This is a genomic window from Roseomonas sp. FDAARGOS_362, assembly GCF_002754815.1.
Taxonomy (GTDB): domain Bacteria; phylum Pseudomonadota; class Alphaproteobacteria; order Acetobacterales; family Acetobacteraceae; genus Roseomonas; species Roseomonas mucosa.
Genome location: NZ_CP024588.1, coordinates 2,775,833 through 2,793,750, shown reverse-complemented (window position 1 = coordinate 2,793,750; position 17,918 = coordinate 2,775,833). Strand labels below are relative to the sequence as shown.

13 protein-coding genes are annotated in these 17,918 nt (G+C 70.1%); 6 read left to right on the top strand and 7 right to left on the bottom strand.

The window, feature by feature from the left end:
- Positions 1-7 precede the first annotated feature (7 nt).
- Entirely contained in the window at positions 8-640 is a 633-nt protein-coding gene (locus CTJ15_RS17400) for an aldolase (protein ID WP_019460981.1), read from the top strand.
- Between the two features lie 55 nt (positions 641-695).
- The gene (locus CTJ15_RS17395; RefSeq protein ID WP_019460980.1) at positions 696-2,000 is read left to right on the top strand and encodes an MFS transporter; all 1,305 of its coding nucleotides are present in this window, start codon (positions 696-698) and stop codon (positions 1,998-2,000) included.
- Positions 2,001-2,439: 439 nt separating this feature from the next.
- Here CTJ15_RS17395 and CTJ15_RS17390 read toward each other — a convergent pair whose 3' ends face one another.
- The 3 genes from CTJ15_RS17390 to ribA form a co-directional block, all read right to left on the bottom strand.
- Positions 2,440-2,997, bottom strand: coding sequence for a Smr/MutS family protein (locus CTJ15_RS17390; protein WP_019460979.1), 558 nt, complete (start codon positions 2,995-2,997; stop codon positions 2,440-2,442).
- A gap of 166 nt (positions 2,998-3,163) precedes the next feature.
- Positions 3,164-3,667: a L,D-transpeptidase gene (locus CTJ15_RS17385; protein WP_099781766.1), complete on the bottom strand. Its 504-nt coding sequence runs from the start codon at positions 3,665-3,667 to the stop codon at positions 3,164-3,166.
- A gap of 59 nt (positions 3,668-3,726) precedes the next feature.
- The gene (gene ribA, locus CTJ15_RS17380; protein WP_226945972.1) at positions 3,727-4,899 is read right to left on the bottom strand and encodes a GTP cyclohydrolase II; all 1,173 of its coding nucleotides are present in this window, start codon (positions 4,897-4,899) and stop codon (positions 3,727-3,729) included.
- Positions 4,900-5,135: 236 nt separating this feature from the next.
- Between ribA and CTJ15_RS17375 the strand changes: the two genes are divergently transcribed.
- Positions 5,136-5,852, top strand: a complete 717-nt coding sequence (locus CTJ15_RS17375) for a response regulator transcription factor (RefSeq protein ID WP_019460976.1) — start codon at positions 5,136-5,138, stop codon at positions 5,850-5,852.
- Between the two features lie 252 nt (positions 5,853-6,104).
- On the opposite strand, the gene CTJ15_RS17370 is transcribed toward CTJ15_RS17375, so the two are convergent.
- The gene (locus CTJ15_RS17370; protein WP_058390307.1) at positions 6,105-6,692 is read right to left on the bottom strand and encodes a malonic semialdehyde reductase; all 588 of its coding nucleotides are present in this window, start codon (positions 6,690-6,692) and stop codon (positions 6,105-6,107) included.
- A gap of 348 nt (positions 6,693-7,040) precedes the next feature.
- Here CTJ15_RS17370 and CTJ15_RS17365 point away from each other — a divergent pair, with 348 nt between their 5' ends.
- A complete protein-coding gene (locus CTJ15_RS17365) occupies positions 7,041-8,204 on the top strand; it encodes a glycosyltransferase family 2 protein (RefSeq protein WP_075822599.1) in 1,164 nt (387 codons plus the stop codon).
- 238 nt (positions 8,205-8,442) lie between these two features.
- On the opposite strand, the gene CTJ15_RS17360 is transcribed toward CTJ15_RS17365, so the two are convergent.
- A complete protein-coding gene (locus CTJ15_RS17360) occupies positions 8,443-9,738 on the bottom strand; it encodes a DUF4910 domain-containing protein (protein WP_099781765.1) in 1,296 nt (431 codons plus the stop codon).
- A gap of 79 nt (positions 9,739-9,817) precedes the next feature.
- Between CTJ15_RS17360 and CTJ15_RS17355 the strand changes: the two genes are divergently transcribed.
- Together CTJ15_RS17355 and CTJ15_RS17350 are read left to right on the top strand one after the other, a co-directional pair.
- On the top strand, positions 9,818-10,354 hold the full coding sequence (locus CTJ15_RS17355; protein ID WP_058390310.1) for a dTDP-4-dehydrorhamnose 3,5-epimerase family protein: 537 nt from the start codon (positions 9,818-9,820) through the stop codon (positions 10,352-10,354).
- A 428-nt stretch (positions 10,355-10,782) separates the two neighbouring features.
- Positions 10,783-11,754 (top strand): crotonase/enoyl-CoA hydratase family protein, encoded by a 972-nt coding sequence (locus tag CTJ15_RS17350; RefSeq protein ID WP_079253485.1) that lies wholly within the window; start codon positions 10,783-10,785, stop codon positions 11,752-11,754.
- A gap of 112 nt (positions 11,755-11,866) precedes the next feature.
- On the opposite strand, the gene CTJ15_RS17345 is transcribed toward CTJ15_RS17350, so the two are convergent.
- On the bottom strand, positions 11,867-14,518 hold the full coding sequence (locus CTJ15_RS17345) for a response regulator (RefSeq protein ID WP_226945971.1): 2,652 nt from the start codon (positions 14,516-14,518) through the stop codon (positions 11,867-11,869).
- Positions 14,519-15,020: 502 nt separating this feature from the next.
- Positions 15,021-17,918 carry a DNA polymerase I gene (gene polA / locus CTJ15_RS17340; RefSeq protein WP_314215180.1) on the bottom strand — a complete coding sequence of 966 codons (2,898 nt, stop codon included), beginning with the start codon at positions 17,916-17,918 and terminating at the stop codon, positions 15,021-15,023.

The following is a 17,918-nucleotide window of genomic DNA, read 5'->3' as shown; positions in this document are numbered from 1 at the left end:
TGCGAACATGACCGAGTCCGAACTGCGTGAACTTCTCGTCGAACTCGGCGCGAGTCTCTTCGCACGCGGCTATTCCGTCGGCAGCGCCGGCAACATCAGCGTGCGCCTGCCGGACGGCTACCTGATGACGCCGACCAACTCCTGCCTCGGCCGGCTGAAGGCGGAGCGCATCAGCAGGCTCGACCCGGACTGGCGGCATGTGGGCGGCGACAAGCCCTCCAAGGAGGTCTTCATGCACCGCGCCGTGCTGACCGCGCGGCCGGAGGCGGGAGCGGTGGTGCACCTGCACTCCACCTACGCCACCGCCATCGGCTGCCTGGCCGGGCCGGAGGACACGGCGCCGATCCCGCCGCTGACGCCCTATTTCGTCATGCGCGTGGGCCGGACGCTGCCGGTGATCCGCTACTACCGCCCCGGCGACGCGGCGATGGAGCGGGACATCCACGAAGCCGCCCGCGAGGCCCGCGCGGTGCTGCTCGCCAATCACGGGCCAGTGGTGTCCGGCAAGACACTGACCGACGCGGTCTATGCCGCGGAGGAGCTGGAGGAAGCGGCCAAGCTGGCGCTGCTGCTGCAAGGCCGTGAAGCCAGGGAACTGACCGCGGAGCAGGTCGAGGACCTTCTCCGGACCTTCAACTGACAACACGGTCCGCCGCGCCCCGCTGACGCCGGCGCGGCCGATCTGGAGGAACATTATGAGCGCACATGCCGGCGCCGCGAGCCTTGCTCCGGCGGCGACGGAGGACGGCCTGTACCGCAAGGTCGCCTTCCGCATCATGCCCCTGCTGATGCTCTGCTACGTCGTGGCCTATCTGGACCGCGTGAACGTCGGCTTCGCCAAGCTGCAGATGTCGCAGGAGCTGGGCTTCAGCGAGACGGTCTTCGGCCTGGGCGCCGGCATCTTCTTTCTCGGCTATTTCTTCTTCGAGGTGCCGAGCAACATCATCCTGCACAGGGTGGGCGCCCGCGTCTGGATGGCGCGCATCATGATCACCTGGGGCATCCTCTCCGCGCTCTTCATGTTCGTGGAGAACGCCTGGCAGTTCTACGTGCTGCGCTTCCTGCTCGGCGTGGCGGAGGCCGGCTTCTACCCGGGTGTCATCCTCTATCTCACCTACTGGTTCCCCTCGAACCGCCGCGGCAAGATGTTCGCCATCTTCCAGGCGGGCAGCCCGGCGGCCGGCATCTTCGGCAATCCGCTTTCCGGCTGGATCATGCAGAGCTTCGACGGTATCCGAGGCTGGAGCGGCTGGCAGTGGATGTTCCTGATCGAGGCCGTGCCCGCCGTCGTGCTGGGCCTCGTTCTGCTCGCCTATCTGGACAATGGCGTGAAGAGCGCGAAGTGGCTGGCCCAGGACGAGAAGGACATCCTCGCGCGCAACATCGCCGCCGACAGCAGCGGCAAGGACGAGCACCAGTCGGTCTTCGTCGTGCTGCGCGACCCGCGCGTCTGGGTGATGTGCCTGATCTACTTCAGCTTCGTCATGGGCCAGTACGGGCTGACCTTCTGGATGCCGACGCTGGTGAAGGCTTCCGGCGTGTCGGGTGACTTCAACATCGGCCTGCTCAGCGCCATTCCCTTCATCTGCGCCATCGTCGCCATGGTGTTCTTCAGCCGCAGCGCCGACGCACGGCGCGAGCGCCGCTGGCACCTGGTGATCCCGGCGCTGCTGGGCGCGGTGGGCTTCGTCGTCGCGGCGACCGCCTCCAGCACCGCCATCGCCATCGTCTTCCTCTCGATGGCCGCGGCGGGCGTGCTGGCCTGCGCGCCGCTCTTCTGGTCGCTGCCCACCGCCTTCCTGTCCGGCGCGGCGGCGGCCTCGGGCATCGCCTTCATCAACTCGGTGGCCAACCTGGCGGGCTTCGCCAGCCCCTACCTGATCGGCACGCTGCGCGACATGACCCAGTCCTCGGCCATGGGCATGTATGTGCTGGCAGGCTTCCTGGTGCTCGGCGCGGCCATCGTGCTGATGGTGCCGGCCAAGCTGGTGAACCGCTGACGGCGCATTTCCCCCGCTCTGTTGGAAGACAGGCGCCCGCCGCAGCAATGCGGCGGGCGCTTCTCGTTCGGGCCGCGGCTTCGCGTGGCGTCCCGCATCCCGGGGGAAAGGCTCTGCCTTTCCCCCGGACCCCCTATCCGCCAGGACCCTGAGGGTCCTGGACCTCCCGTTCGTTGGCGCCCGCTGATGCCGGATCGCGCCGGAGAGCATCGCTCTCCGGCGGACTGCCGGTGCCACCAGCGCGGACAGGGTGCCTTATCTTCTTTTCAGGAGCCCCGCGTTGCCGCCTGCTCCCAGGGATCAGGCCGCAGAACAACGTCCACCGCAGGCGCCAACTCAGGCCCGGGGTCCGGGGGCCGGCTTCGGTCCCCGGCGGAGAGGGGGGCCGGGGCGAGAGGCAGAGCCTCTCCCCCGGGAGCCAGCCACGGAGCGCGACGCGCTACCGCGCCACCTTCACCCGTTCCCGCCGCCGCAGCAGCAGATGCACCGCCCCGGTATTCGCGGCATGGGCATGGGCGACGCCCAGCAGCAGTGCTCGCAGCGGCGGCAGGTTCAGCCAGTGCGGCAGCTCCCGTCGCAGCACGCCGCCTTCGCCGGAACCCTTGCCGGTGACGATGGCGACGCAACGCAGGTCGTCGGCATGGGCGGCCAGGATGAAGGAGAGCACGGCGGCATGAGCGTCCTGCACCCGGCGCCCATGCAGGTCCAGCACCCGCTCGGGCCGGATGCGGCCTTTCCGCAGCTCCTTCCAGCGCTTCGCGTCCAACCCCGGGCCCGGCTGGCCCACCTGCAGCTCCGGCATGGCCGGGCGCGCCGGCTTCGCGGGGCGGGCCGGGGGCAGCGGTGGCGGGGCGGGGGGCGCCTCGGCCGGGGCGAGGGGCGGAGCGGGTTCGGCCGGCGGCGCATGGCCGGGCAGCGCCGCGACATGGTGCATCGCGACCCAGGCCCGCCACAGGCGGCGGTCGGACTCGCTCAGCCCGCGGGGGCGTCGGGCCATGGGCGGTTGCCAGCCAGGAAAGCCAAGGGGAAAAGCCATGCCGTTGAAGGGACGGGGCCCGCGGCGGCCGCCGGTTCCCTGAATGACCCCGAAACCGGTCCGGTGCAAACGCTCGTTCCAAGGGCGTGCCATGCTGCGCGGCAGCCGCCGGGTGGCGCGGCCGGGCTCAGCCGGGGCGGACCTCGATCCCGGTCAGGCCCTTCGACAGCACAAAGAGCAGGTCCGGCAGGGCCAGGGCGACGCAGCCTTCGGTGGGCGCCAGGTCCGGGCGGGCGACATGCAGGAAGATGGCGCTGCCGCGCCCCCGCACCACCGGATCGTCGTTCCAGCCCAGCACGCCGACCACGTCGTAGAGCCCGTCCGGCCGCCAGAGCTCCTCGTGCCGCGCCGGGTGCGGCAGGGTGACGGCGCGGTTGTAGTCCGGATGCCCCGGATCGTCGCACCAGCCGTCCCGCGGCGCGATCGGCTCCACCGGCACGGCGCAGGCCGGCGGGTGCAGGCGGTCGGCGCGGTACAGCACCCGGCGCAGCGGCAAGGTCGCGATGGGGGTGGCGCCGTCGCCCTCGGCCTTGTCGGCGCGGATGCCGCCTTTGCCCAGGGCGCAGGGCCAGCGGTCGCGGCCGAGGATCAGATGGCCGGTGGTCTGGCCATCCGGCAGGACGAGGCCCATCACGTCGGGGGCATTCCCTGAATGTGTCGTTGCGCCAATGCTTCGTTACGCCGGAACGGCTACTTCAGCAGGTGGCCGAAGCGCAGCGCCTTGGTTTCCAGATAGCCGTCATTGACGCCATTGGCCACGAAGGCATGCCGCACCCGGCCCACCACCTCAATGCCGCAGGCGGCGAGGCCGGCGATCTTTTCCGGGTTGTTGGTCAGCAGCCGCACGCGCGGGATGTGCAACGCCCGCAGCATTTCCGCCGCGACCAGGAAGTTCCGTTCGTCGGCGCCATAGCCGAGCGCCCGGTTGGCATCGAGCGTGTCGAGCCCGCCATCCTGCAGCGCATAGGCGCGCAGCTTGTTCACCAGCCCGATTCCGCGCCCTTCCTGCGCCAGGTAGAGCAGCACGCCGCTGCCCTCCGTTGCCATGCGGGCGATGGCGCCGCGCAGTTGCGGGCCGCAGTCGCAGCGGAGGCTGCCCAGCAGATCCCCGGTGAAGCATTCCGAATGCACCCGTGCCAGCGGGGCCCCGCCGCGGGCCGCCAGGGCCTCGGGCTCGCCTACCAGGATGGCGAGGTGCTCGATCCCCCCATCCGCCGGGCGGAAGGCGACGATCCGGGTCTCGGCGGAACCTTCCAGCGGCACGCGGGCCTCGGCCACGGCGGCCAGGGTGGTGGCCGCCGTTTCCGGATAGGCGATGATATCGGCCGCCGGCACTTCGAGCAGCCCTTCCGGCAGGGCCAGGCGTGGCGCGGCGACCAGGGCGGGCAGCAGTCGCCCGAGCTTGGCCAGTGCCAGGGCCGCCCGGGCCAGGGGGGGCACAGGCACCGGCTCGGGTGCCACCGGCAGCAGGCGCTCCGCCGTCGGGTCCGCGAGGTGACGGAGCGCCGCCGGGTTCAGCAGGGCGGGCGAGGCCCGCAGGGCGACGGGCCCGGCCGCCGTGTCGGGATCGGTGTCCAGGATGGCGGCGGCACGCGTTGCCTCCAGCAACAGGACCGGCGGCTCCCCATCGCCCGGCATGGGGCCCGGAACGAATTCCGCGAGCCCCCGGCCCGAGAGCGTTTCGGCCGCCCCGACCAGCAGCCCGTTCCCGTCCGGCCCACGCAGCAGAACCGGCGTCCCGCGCCGGAGTTCCCCCAGGGCACGGTGCACGCCACGCAGGGCCTGGACATGCAGGACCTTGTCGGCGCCGCTTTCCACTGCGGCATCAGGGCGTCCCGGTGCGGGCCGGGCCAGGGGATCCATGGTTCTGTCGCTTCTCTTTGTTCGTTCGGAAGGGAAAAACGTGAGGGCCTGATGCGGAATGGACACAGAATGCCCCGGGGCTGTCAAAATGGCGGTCCTTGCAGTCTTGCCAATCTTCCAATAGCCACGAAATCGCGAGGCGAAGTCTTGCATGGCCGGTTCCCGGTCGGCACAATCCAGGAACGCTGCGGTTGTAGCATCTTGGGAATCTTGACAGTTGCGACAATGAGGATGGCATGTCCGGCCCCCGGCCTGTCCTGATCGTGGATGATGACCCGGCGCTTCGCGCCACTCTGAGCGAACAATTATCCCTCGACGGGGAGTTCGCGGTGCATGAGGCCGGGACGGCCGAGCAGGCGGAGCATGCCCTGCTGGAGCCCAGTGCGCGTTACGACGCGGTGCTGCTCGATATCGGCCTGCCCGATGGCAATGGCCGCGACCTCTGCGCCAAGCTGCGGCGTGATGGGGTACGTGTGCCGATCATCATGCTGACCGGCGCCGACGGGGAGAGCGACGTGGTGCGCGGGCTGGATGCCGGCGCCAACGACTACATCGCCAAACCTTTTCGGATCAACGAGTTGCTGGCCCGCCTCCGGGCCCAGCTGCGGGTCTTCGACAACAGCGAGGACGCCGTCTTCGTGGTCGGCCCCTATACCTTCCGCCCGGCTGCCAAGGTGTTGCAGGACACGGTGAAGAACCGCCGCATCCGGCTGACCGAGAAGGAATGCTCGATCCTGAAGTTCCTCTACCGCGCCGGCGGTCGTCCGGTGGCCCGGCAGGTGCTGCTGAACGAGGTCTGGGGCTACAACGCGGCGGTGACCACGCATACGCTGGAAACCCATATCTACCGCCTTCGCCAGAAGATCGAGCAGGACCCGGCGAATGCCTCCCTGTTGCTGACCGAAGGCGGCGGCTACCGCCTCGACCCGGCCGCGGGACGTCTGGCGGCCTGATTCGGCCGGCGGCCTCCTTATCCCTCTGACGGTTCCCTGTGGCGGCTGCCGGAGAGCCATTGCTCTCCGGCGCGATCCGGCATCGGCGAGCGCCAACGAAAATGGGTCCAGTACCCGCAGGGTCCTGGCGGATGAGGGGGTCCGGGGGAAAGGCGAAGCCTTGCCTCCGGGATGGCGCGACGGCAGGCCATGAAGCGCTGCAGACCGGCGGACGGATCGTGGCGGCCTCGAATAAGGCCGCCATCCGCCGGGTCAGGCGATGCGGCAGGCTTCCTCGAAGCTCAGGCGCGGCAGGCGGTCGCGCACCCCGGCGGGGTCGCCATAGCCCAGGTTCACCAGCATGTTGGACTTGATCCGCGTGCCGGCGAAGAAGGCCTCGTCCACCAGGGCGTTGTTGAAGCCACTCATCGGCCCTGCATCCAGCCCGACGGCGCGTGCCGCCATGATCAGGTAGGCGGCCTGGAGGCTGCCGTTGCGGAAGGCGTTGACCTGCCGCACCTCGGGGTCCGCGTACCAGGGGCGGGCATCCATGTGCGGGAAGAGCTTCGGCAACTGCTCGGTGAAGTCCAGGTCATAGGCGGCGATGGCCACGACCGGGGCGCTCATCGTCTTTTCCAGGTTGCCGCTCGAAAGGGCGGGGCGCAGCTTCTCCTTGCCCTCCGGGGAGGTGACGAAGACGAAGCGGGCGGGGGAGCTGTTGCCGGCGGTCGGACCAAGCTTCAGCAGGTCGTAGATCTCGCGCAGCTGAGCCTCGGAGATGGGCCGATCCTGCCACTTGTTCTGTGAACGGGCGGCGCGGAAGAGCCGGTCCAGCGCGGCGGTGTCGATCGTATCGGGCATGTGTCACTCCAGGACGGGGCGACCGCCGGCGGGAATGGGCCGGGATCGCGCGATCGGGCAGGCGGCCGGAGCATGCCCCGTGCCAGGGGCATGGAGAGGCCGGGTATGAGGGCCGGACAACGGCGCTGCGGGACAGGTTAGACCCCCTGTCCGGTCGGCGCCAATCACCGGCGCCCATGACCGCAATGCGTCAGGCAGCGTGACCGAGGCGCCTGGCGGGGGCGGGCCGGAACCGCGCATCCCCCTTTGGAAACAGCGGAAAGACGCTTCCCGCCGCCTGTCGCATCGGTCATGAAACGCCCCGGAAAATCCGGGCGTTCAGCGCCCGCCACTGTCAGGGACCGATCCTTGCCTGCCTTCCGCGAGAGCCTGCAGCTTCGCCTTCCGCCCGGTCCGCCCCCGCCCGCCCTGGTTGCCATCCCCGCCCGTGACGAGGCCGAGGTGATGCCCGTCTGTCTCGCCGCCCTGGCCGCGCAGGCCATGCCCGACGGCCTCCCGCTGGCCTCGGGCCGCTTCGGCGTGGTCCTGCTGGTCAACAACAGCCGGGACGGCACCGCCGCCCTGGCGCGGGGCATGGTAGGGCGCCTGCCTTTCCCGCTGCTGGTGCTGGAGGAAAGCCTGCCGCCCGAGCTGGCCCATGCCGGCGAGGCGCGGCGCCGCGCCATGGAGGCTGCCGCCTTCTGGCTGGAGCGGGACGCCGTGCCGGATGCCGTGCTGCTGACCACGGATGCGGATGGCCGCCCGGCGCGGGACTGGGTGGCGCGCAACCTCCTGGCGCTGGAGGCCGGGGCGGATGCGGTGCTGGGCCTGATCACCGTGGACCCTGAGGAGCATGAGCGCGCCCTTCCCGCTGCCCTGCGCCAGCGCAGCGCGGAGGAGGAGCGTTATGATTCCCTGCTGGTGGAGCTGGCGGCGCGGCTGGACCCCGACCCGGCCGATCCCTGGCCCCGGCACGACTGCGAATCGGGAGCCAGCATGGCTGTGGCCCTGGATGCCTATCGCCGTGCCGGCGGGCTGCCCTCGCAGGCCCTGGGAGAGGACCGGGCCTTCTGCGACGCGCTGCGGCGGATCGACGCGCGCCTGCGCCATGCGCCGGAGGCGGTGGTGGAGGTGTCCTGCCGCCTCCATGGCCGCGCCCAGGGCGGCATGGCGGATACGATGCGCTTCCTGATCGGCGCCACCGATGCCCCGATCGAGGGGCGGCTGGAACCGGCCCTCGATGCCGCCCGGCGCTACCGGCTGCGGGCGCTGGCGCGCCGGCTTTTCCGGGCCCCTCTGGACGCCGTCGCGGCGGAGGCCGCCGGATTCGGGCTGGAAGGTCCGGCCCTGGCAGCCCTCCTGGCGCAGCCCAGCTTCGGCCGGGCCTGGGAGGCCGTGGCCGCCGCCAGCCCGGCGCTGCGGCAACGCACCCCGCTGGAGCGTCACGACCTGCTCCCGGAAACGCGGCGCGTGGAGGCGCTTCTGGCTCCGCTCCGAGCCGTTCCGGCGGAGACACCGAACCCAGTTCCCTGACGGTGCGACAATGATGCAGGGGGCAGAATTTTCCCCCGGTTGGGTTGCCATGGCCCCCGGCGGACCCCCACTCCGCCGGAAAGCCAGGCTCTCCGGCGCGATCCGGCGGCAGCAAGGACCAACTCATCGGGTCCAGGGCGCGCAGCGTCCTGGCGGATAGGGGGTCCGGGGGAAAGGCGGAGCCTTTCCCCCAGGGTCAGCGCAACGCCGGAAGTGTAATTCGCGCGTCCTGGATTGATCAGCCCGCCCGGTCCTGCCCGATGGTCCGGCCTTCCGCCGGCACCAGCAGCCCGGCCTCCGACAGCGCTCGCGCTGCCGCCGCGACGGCCGGGAAGGGCTTGCCCGCGCGTTCCGCGATGTCCAGCAGGGAATGCGTGCCGTCGGCGAGGTTCAGCACCCAGAAGACGGTCATCTGGTCGAAGCGGGCGCGCGCATCCTCCTGGTCGTGCTGGCCGCCGATGGCCTTGTAGAGGCCACGCCGGCCGAGCTGCGGCTCGCCATAGGGCTGCATGTTGAGGGGGATGTAGTCCGCCTCCGCCATCGCCACGACCCGCTCCAGCGCCATAAGCGAATGCTCCAGCGATTCCGGCTTCACCAGCGAGGGGTTGTCGGCGGAGGTGTGGTATTCCGGAAAGCTGCCGTTGGGCGAGCGCATCAGGCAGCCGACCGGCAGGTTGAAGCCGGGCGAGCAGTACTGCCGCTCGTCATAGCCATAGGGGATGAAGGGCAGTACGCGCTCGGCGAAGCCTTCCTCCGCCAGCACATGCGTGGCGTAGCGGTCCACCGGCGCATCGCCGCGACGGGAACGCTTGTAGGTCAGCCCTCCGGCATCGCCCAGGCAGCTCAGCACCAGCCCGTGCCGGATCCGCCCGACCGTATCGCGGTTGCGGGCCAGCCAGGTGATGGCGCCGATCGTGCCGGGCAGGAAGACGAAGCGCAGGCCCAGCTTCCGGCCGTTCCGCCGCTTCTGCGAATCCGCCAGTGCCATGGCCACGGCGATGGAGGCGAGGTTGTCGTTGGCCAGCGAGGGGTGGCAGCAATGGATGGAGAAGAGGAACTCCTCCCCGCTCTCGCCCGGCAGGAACAGCTCGCCATAGCTGAGCGCGCCGGGCGCCAGGCTGGTATCCACCACGACGCGGTAGGCCTCGTCCTGCATCGCGTCGCGCTGGTTCTGCGTCAGGCAGAAACCCCAGCTCCTTGCGTAGTAGCCGGTGCGGTAGGGGATGAGGTCCGGCTGGTCCGGCAGGCTATGCAGGTGCCGATCCAATTCCTCCCGCGGCACCACCCGGTCCACCGGCAGGCTGTACTGCACGAGGTGCAGGTTGTTGTCGCGGAAATCCACCACCGTCTCGCCGTTCAGGCGTTCGATCCGGGCGCCCCGCACCGTCCATTCCTCCGGCACCTCCCAGTCCAGAACCGGCGTGCCGCTGGGCACCTCATGGATCTCCAGCCCGATGCGGTCGGAGATGTAGCGCAGTGTCTGCCGCAGGCCCGTCCCGGTGATGCTCCGGCAGATCGGAAACAGCGCCTCCACGTGTCCATGCAATTCCTGGCCAAGCCCACTCATCGGAAAACCCTTCGCTTCATCTCAATATTGGTATAAAGACAGTAAAATGATCTTCCAATCTACCAGGATCGAGGGCCTCTGGGCCATTGTGATCGAGCGCCACCGCGACGAACGGGGCTCCTTCGGTCGCACCTTCTGCGAGAAGGAGTTCACGGAGCGCGGCCTCAATGGCCGCTTCGTGCAGAGCAGCACCTCCGTGACGCGGCGCGCCGGGACGCTGCGGGGCATGCACTACCAGCGGCCACCCTATGAGGAGGTGAAGCTGGTGCGCTGCGTCCGCGGCACGATCTTCGACGTGGTGGCGGATGTCCGGCGCGATTCGCCGAGCTTCGGGACATGGCAGGGATTCCGGCTGGGGCAGGACGAGGATCTGAGCCTCTATATCCCCACCGGCTGCGCCCATGGCTTCCTGACCCTGACCGACGACGTGGAAGTGACCTACAGCATGTCCACGCCCTTCGCGCCGGGCTTCGCGGACGGATTCCGCTACGACGATCCGGGCTTCGCCATCGAATGGCCGGCCGCCCCCAGCCTGGTGGCGGAGAAGGACCTGGCCTGGGCGCCGTTCCCGGCAGGAGCCTGAGTCCCTCTCCGGCGGCACCTGCGTGCGCCGCCGCCATCCGCCGCCTGTGTGGCGGCGGGCCGAAACGGGCCGGCACCATCCGCCGGGCCGCCTATCGAAAGAGCGCCGAGATGGAGCGCGCGGGAAGAGACCGACACCAGGACGGGGAGCCAGCACCGGGGGCTGCGTTCCCTCCGTGGCCAGGTCCCGAACGCGCGGCCTTCCAGAAGCGCGGCACCGGCATCCGCGGGGGATTGCGAAGCATCTGCTATTTTGTTTCTAATAAGAAACAAATATTGGTGCCTCCGCTTCTTTCCCCGCCACACGATTCCTTTCGCACGAGCTGATGCGGACAAAGACGGCGGGGATGGCCTTATTCAGAATGCCGGTGCCCCCGCCCGCACGCTGGGCGAGAGGGGTGTCCGCGTTCCTTAGAAAAAGGCTCTTCCATGACCTACTTCTCCACCACTTCCTTCCCCAACTCACCGGTACAGCACCAGCTGGTCTCCGCCCGCATGGAGGTCCAGGGCCTCAGCCCCATCGCCACGGATGGCAGCCTGGTCCTGGACAAGGACTTCGCCGATATCCGCGTCCGCCTGGATGCCGAGGCCCGCACCTTCTGGTGCCACCTGGTGCCGCAGGGCCGCCCTTGCGTCTCGCCGGGCGTGCTGCGCGACCTGACCGAGATGCAGGCGGATGTCGCCCGCTGGCTGGCCCAGGCTGGCGAGAAGCGCCCCTTCGACTATTTCGTCGTGGCCTCGGGCATTCCCGGCATCTTCAACATGGGCGGCGACCTGAAGCTCTTCGCCGAGGCGGTGCGCAAGGAGCAGCGGGTGCTGCTGCAGCACTACGCGCACCGCTGCATCGACGTGGTGTACAACAACCTCGTCAGCTACGGCGCCCCGGTCGTGACCATCGCGCTGGTGCAGGGCGACGCGCTGGGCGGCGGCTTCGAGACGGCGCTGTCCTGCAACCTGATCGCGGCGGAGCGGGGCACCAAGTTCGGCCTGCCGGAGGTGCTGTTCAACCTGTTCCCCGGCATGGGCGCCTACAGCCTGATTGCCCGCCGCATCGGCGCGGTGCAGGCCGAGCGCATGATCCTGAGCGGCCGCATCTACACCGCCGAGGAACTGCATGAGCTGGGCCTGGTGGACATGCTGCTGACCCCGGGCCAGGGCGACGAGGAGCTGCGGCAGTACATCGCCGGACAGGGCCGCCGGCACAACGCGATGCAGGCGGTGTTCCGCGCCCGCCACATCGCCGCGCCGGTGACGCTGAAGGAGCTGCGCGACATCGTCGATGTCTGGGTGGATGCGGCGATGCGCCTGTCCCCGGCGGACCTGCGCAAGATGGAGCGCCTCGCCGCGGCACAGGAGCGCCGGACCAGCCGCGACCGGGGGATCGGCATCGCGGCCGAGTGACGGCCCGCCCTGCGCCCGCGACACCGGGCGAAGGAGAAGGGCCGGCGGGGGAGGCCCTCCCCGGCGGCTCCGACCCCTCAGGCTGGCGGCCAGGACGAGGCTCGCGGCGGGATCAGTCCCGCCGGGTCACCAGCACCGGCGGCAGGGCCTGGCGCCGCAGCAGCGCCGCCCGCACCACCTCGAACTCGGCAACGAGCCGCGCCGCCATTTCCACGCCGTTCTGGCGCACCATCTCGTCGCTGGCGAACTGCCAGTCGCGGCAGAGCTCCGGCAGGACCAGCGCGCCGACATTGGCCGCGCTGCTGCGCAGGGCATGCACCCGGTCCCGGAACGTCGCGCCATCCTCCAGGCGGACGGCTTTTCGCACCTCCTCCAGATGGGCGGCCGCTTCCGTGAGGAAGGAGGCGACCACGTCCGCGACGAACGCGGCGCCGCCCAGCGTTTCCAGATTCTCCAGCATCGTCTCGTCGAGCAGCGGCTGGCCGGCCAGGGCCGGCGGCGGCGCATCGGGCGGGAGGCTATGGGATGGGACCGGGATCGGCGCGAGAGCCGGCTCGGGCCGCGGATTCTCATAGACGGTCCAGGGCGGCATGGCCGTGGCGGGCCGGGACGGCTGTTCGTCCGGCGGCGAAACCACCGCCAAGGGAACTGTCTGGCGCCGGATCGGCACGGCCGGGGATGGCTTGTCGGCCAGGAGGCGCTCCACCAGGTCCAGCAGGGTTTCCAGGTCGATCGGCTTGGTCAGGCAGGCATCCATGCCCGCCTCCAGTGCCCTTTCCCGCGCCTGGCTGGTGGCGTCGGCGGTCAGGGCGACGATGGGCAGATGCGGCTGGCCGAGCGAGGCCATGCGGTAGAGCTTGGTCGCCTCCAGCCCGCCCATGACCGGCATGTTCACGTCCATCACCACGAGGTCGAAGCTGTCCCGCTCCAGCAGGTCCAGCGCCTCCTCGCCATTGCCGGCCAGGGTGACGGCATGGCCGCCGGTTTCCAGCATCCGCGACAGCACCTTCTGGTTCACCCGGTTGTCGTCCACCACCAGGATATGCCGCCCGGCCGTGCGTCCGCGGACCAGCGCCTGCTCGTCCTCCATCCCCACCCGCCAGAGCGTGTGGGCGGCGCGCAGCACGGGCGGCAGTTCCGCCTCCAGCCGCTGCGCCGACAGGATGGCCAGCGCCCCGAAGCGCCGCGACGGCTCCGGGAGGCCGGGCAGCGTATCGGGCCGGATCAGCAGGACGGGCAGGCGCGCGGCCTCCGGCGGCAGGTCGGGCTGAGCGGGCGGCCCGGGGGCCTCCTCCGCCTGCTCCGCCACGGCGGGCTCCTCGCCCAGCAGGATCAGCGTCCGCGGCCCCTCGCCCGCTGGGACGGCCGCGGCGAGCAGGCGGCGGGCCTCGTCGCGGCCCCGCGCCAGGGCGAGGCGCAGTCCGGCCGGCTCCGCCGCCCGTTCCAGGGCCGGCAGCAGGCTGGCGTCGCGCACCAGCACCACCGCATGCCAGGGCATGGGCGAAGGTGTGCCCTCGGCGGCGGCACGCTCCATGGGCAGGATGAGCCAGAGCGTGCTGCCACGGCCCAGGCGGCTCCGCACCCCGATCTCGCCCCCCTGCGCCCGGACCAGGCGGCGGGAGATGGACAGGCCCAGCCCCGTGCCGCCGAAATCGTTGGCGATCCGCTCATGGGCCTGGGTGAAGCTCTCGAAGATGCGCTCCTGGGCCTCCGGCGCGATGCCGATCCCCGTGTCCGACACTTCCAGCCGCAGCAGGATGCCTCCCGGCTGTTCCTGCATGTCCAGGGCCAGGACCACCCCGCCCTGGCGGGTGAACTTCACCGCGTTGCCGGTCAGGTTCAGCAGCACCTCGCCCAGGCGGCGCCGGTCGCCGCGCAGCAGGCCGGTGCTGCGCGGCGTGACGTGGAAGCCGAGGCGGAGGTTCTTCTCCAGCGCCTGGGCGGTGACCAGCCGCGCCGCGTCGCGCAGCACTGCCACCGGATCGAAGACCACCTGCTCGAAGGCGACGCGGCCCGCATCCAGGCGCGACAGGTTCAGCAGGTCGTCGATCAGCGAGATCAGGGAGCGCGCGGAGGTCTGGATCGTCCCCGTCATCTCCCGCTGCTCGGGCTGCAGCGGCGTGCGGCGCAGCAGGTCGTTCATGCCGACGATGGCGGTGACCGGCGTACGCAGCTCGTGGCTGACGCTGGCCAGGAAGAGGCTCTTCGCCTGGCTGGCCTGTTCCGCCTGGTCCCGCGCCAGGGACAGCTTGCGGATCAGCATCGCGGCATAGCCCGGCAGGACCACCAGCCCAGCCAGCAGGCCCAGCGCCAGCGGGTAGTTGGCCTGCCAGTAGGGCGAGACATGGATGATGGTGCCGAAGGCCAGGATGGACAGGCCCGCCGCGACGCCCAGATAAGCGATGCCGAAGCGGAAGCCGTTGCCGAAGATCACCCAGAGATAGAGCGGATAGAGCGCGGCCACATAGACACCGCCGGTGAGCAGCCCGCCCGAGAGGGTGCCCAGATCCAGCACGATCCCCGCCAGGCGTCGCAGGACGGAGGCGCCGGGGCGGAGCACCAGATGCCCGCAGAGCAGCAGTGTCGCGATGGCAAAGGCGGCGCAGAGCCACCGCGCCTCTTCCAGCGAGGCATCGGAGGGCACCACCAGGAAGAAGTACACCAGCGCGCAAAGGGTGATCGCCACCCGGTTCAGGGCGATCTCGTGCTCCTTGTCGGGACGGCGGCGAAGCCGGGCAACGATCCATCGCAAAGGTGAGGCCACGGGCACGATCCAGAACGTCGGAGAGCCGGGGAAACCCTCCTCCCGGCACGGTTATAGCCCGGGCGGACAGGGCGGGGCGACCGTGGCACGGTTCGTCGTTGCGATACGATTATAAAATATTCAGCCACAGGTTGTTGCGCAAGGAAATCCGCCCTCCCTGAATTATCCTTCCGAATCAACAACAAGTAACCCAGGAAACAAGAATGCAGCTTGCGCCTTTGAGCCGAGGCAACAGGGGACAAGCACAACCTGTAATGGTAGGATGGGGCACCCGCGCGCAAGCCGGCCGGAAACTGCCCCTACCTCGATTTCACCGCTTCGCCAGGTTCCGGAGCTTTGGTGCGCCCCTCCAGCCGGGATCAGGCGGCAGACTGGCGGCACCCACGCAAAGCCAACGAAAGCCCGGGGCCCCGGGACCGGCCGGGGCGAGAGGCAGAGCCTCTCTCCCGGCGGGCCATCACGAAGCGCAACGCAGAACGGCCAGGAAAAGCGGCTGGCCGGATCAGTGCGCCTCGGCCCAGGAATGTCCCGTCCCGACCTCGACGGACAGGGGGACATGCAAGGTCGCCACGCCCTCCATCACCTCCCGCACCAGCGTCGCCGTCGCCTCGACCTCACCCTCCGGCACCTCGAAGAGCAACTCGTCATGCACCTGCAGCAGCATGCGCGCCGAGAGTCCGGCCTCGCGCAGTGCCAGCGGCATGCGGACCATGGCGCGCTTGATGATCTCCGCAGCCCCTCCCTGGAAGGGGGCGTTGATCGCCTGCCGCTCGGCATTGGCGCGGATCTGCGCCTGCTTGGCGGTGATGTCGGGAATCCACAGCGCCCGGCCGAAGGAGGTGCGGACGAAGCCGTGGATGCGGGCCTCCTCCTTGATCTTCTCCATCGCGTCGCGGATGCCCGGATACTGCGTGAAATAGGCGTCGATGATCCCCCGCGCCTCGCCCGGGGAGATGCCCAGACGCGGCCCCAGGCCGAAGGCCGAGATGCCGTAGATGATGCCGAAATTCACCGTCTTGGCACGGCGGCGCAGCTCGCGGTCCACCGGCGCCCCTTCCGGCAGGCGGAAGATCTCCCGCGCCGTGCGGGTGTGGATGTCCTCGCCCTTGCTGAAGGCCTCCCGCAGCGTCGGCACGTCGGCCATGTGGGCCAGCAGCCGCAGCTCGATCTGCGAATAATCCGCCGCCAGCAGGACATGCCCCGGCTCCGCCACGAAGGCGCGGCGGATCTTGGCGCCTTCCTCGGTGCGGATGGGGATGTTCTGCAGGTTGGGCTCGGTGGAGGAAAGCCGGCCGGTGGAGGTGATGGCCATGCTGAAATCCGTATGGACCCGGCCATCGGCGGCGATCTGCGCCTGCAGCCCGTCCACATAGGTGGATTTCAGCTTCGAGAGCTGCCGCCAGTCCAGCACCTTGCGGGGCAGCTCGTGGCCCTGGGCCGCCAGCTCCTCCAGCACGAAGACGTCGGTGGAATAGGCGCCGGTCTTTCCCTTGCGGCCGCCGGGCAGGCCCATCTCGCCGAACAGGATATCGCCGAGCTGCTTGGGGGAGCCGACATTGAAGGCGCGGCCGGCGAGGCCGTGGATCTCCGCCTCCAGCGCCGTCATGCGCTGGGAGAAGTCCTCGCCGATCCGCGCCAGCTCCTCGCCGTCCACCTTGATGCCGGCGGTTTCCATGTCGCGCAGCACGGCGATCATGCGACGCTCGACCTGCTCGTAAAGGGCCAGCGCCCGGCGTTCGCGCAGCAGTGGCTTCAGCGCCAGCCAGAGGCGCAGCGTGACATCCGCATCCTCCGCGGCATAGGCGGTGGCCTGCTCCAGCGGCACCTGGGCAAAGGGCTTGCGCGCCCTGCCGGTGCCGGTCACCTCGTCATAGGTGACCGGCTGGTGCGCCAGGTGCCGGCGCGACAGCTCGTCCATCCCATGCCCGTGCCGCCCGGCATCGAGACTGTAGGAAAGCAGCATCGTGTCGTCCACCGGATCGACCGTGAGGCCGCCATTCTCCGGCCGGGCCAGCACCTCGGTGTCGTATTTCGCGTTGTGCAGCACCTTCAGCATGCCGGGCTCGGCCAGAAGCGGGCGCAGCAGGGCAATCGCCTCGTCGAAAGGCACCTGCTGCGGCGCCGGCTGCAACAGGTCGCCCGAGGCATGGCGCAGCGGCAGGTAGGCCGCCTGCCCCGGCGCGACCGCAAGGCAGACGCCCACCAGATTGGCCGCCAGCGCGTCCAGGCTGTCCGTCTCCGTGTCCACCGCCACCACCCCGGCCTCGCGCGCCCGCGCGATCCAGCGCTCCAGTGTGGCGAGATCGGCGATGGTCTCGTAGGGGCCGAAGGGCGCGGCCTCGGCCGGCACCGCCAGCGGTTCGGCGGGAACCGGCGCCTCCAGCGCGGCCGGCGGGCGGCGGGGGCCGCTGTCGCGCAGGCCGTCCTGGCTCAGCCCCAGCCGATGCTGCAGCGAGCGGAAGCCGTTGCGCTCCAGGAAGCCGCTCAACCGCGCCGGCTCGGGCGGCCGGGTGACGAATTCCTCCACCGGGTGCGGCAGGGGGGCGTTGCGGTCCAGCTCCACCAGCCGGCGGCTGATGCGGGCGTTCTCCGCATTCTCCTCCAGCGTCTGGCGGCGCTTGGGCTGCCTGATCTCGGACAGGCGGGAAAGCAGCGTCTCCACGTCCCCATAGGTCTCGATCAGCTGCGCGGCGGTCTTCACGCCGATGCCCGGCACGCCCGGCACGTTGTCGGTGGGGTCCCCGGCCAGGGCCTGCACCTCGACCACCTTCTCCGGCGGCACGCCGAACTTCTCCATCACCTCGGCGGCGCGGATCGGCTTCTGCTTGATCGGGTCCAGCAGCTCGACGCGCTCGTCCACGAGCTGCATCAGGTCCTTGTCGGAGGAGACGATCGTCACCCGCCCGCCATCCCGCGCGAAGGCGGCGGCATAGGAGGCGATCATGTCGTCCGCCTCGTAGCCCTGCTGCTCCACGCAGGCGACGCCGAAGGCCGCCGTGGCCTCGCGGATCATCTTGAACTGGGGCACCAGCTCCGGCGGCGGCTCGGGCCGGTGCGCCTTGTAGTCGGGGTAGATCTCGTTGCGGAAGGTGCTGCGGGAGGCGTCGAAGACCACGGCGATATGGCTGCCCACATGCCGGGACAGGAAGTTCGACAGCATGCCGGAGAAGCCGAAGACGGCGTTCACCGGCACGCCCTCCGGATTGGTCATCGGTGGAAGGGCGTGGAAGGCGCGGAAGATGTAGCCCGACCCATCCACCAGGATCAGGTGCCGCTCGCCCGGCGGGGTGGCCGGCACGCCGCCCGCCGCCCCCGGCATGTTGATGACGGCGGCTGTGGCCGCTTCCTGCTCCGGGGCCGTGCTGTCACGGGGGGTCCCGGAGGGCGCATCCTCGGTCAT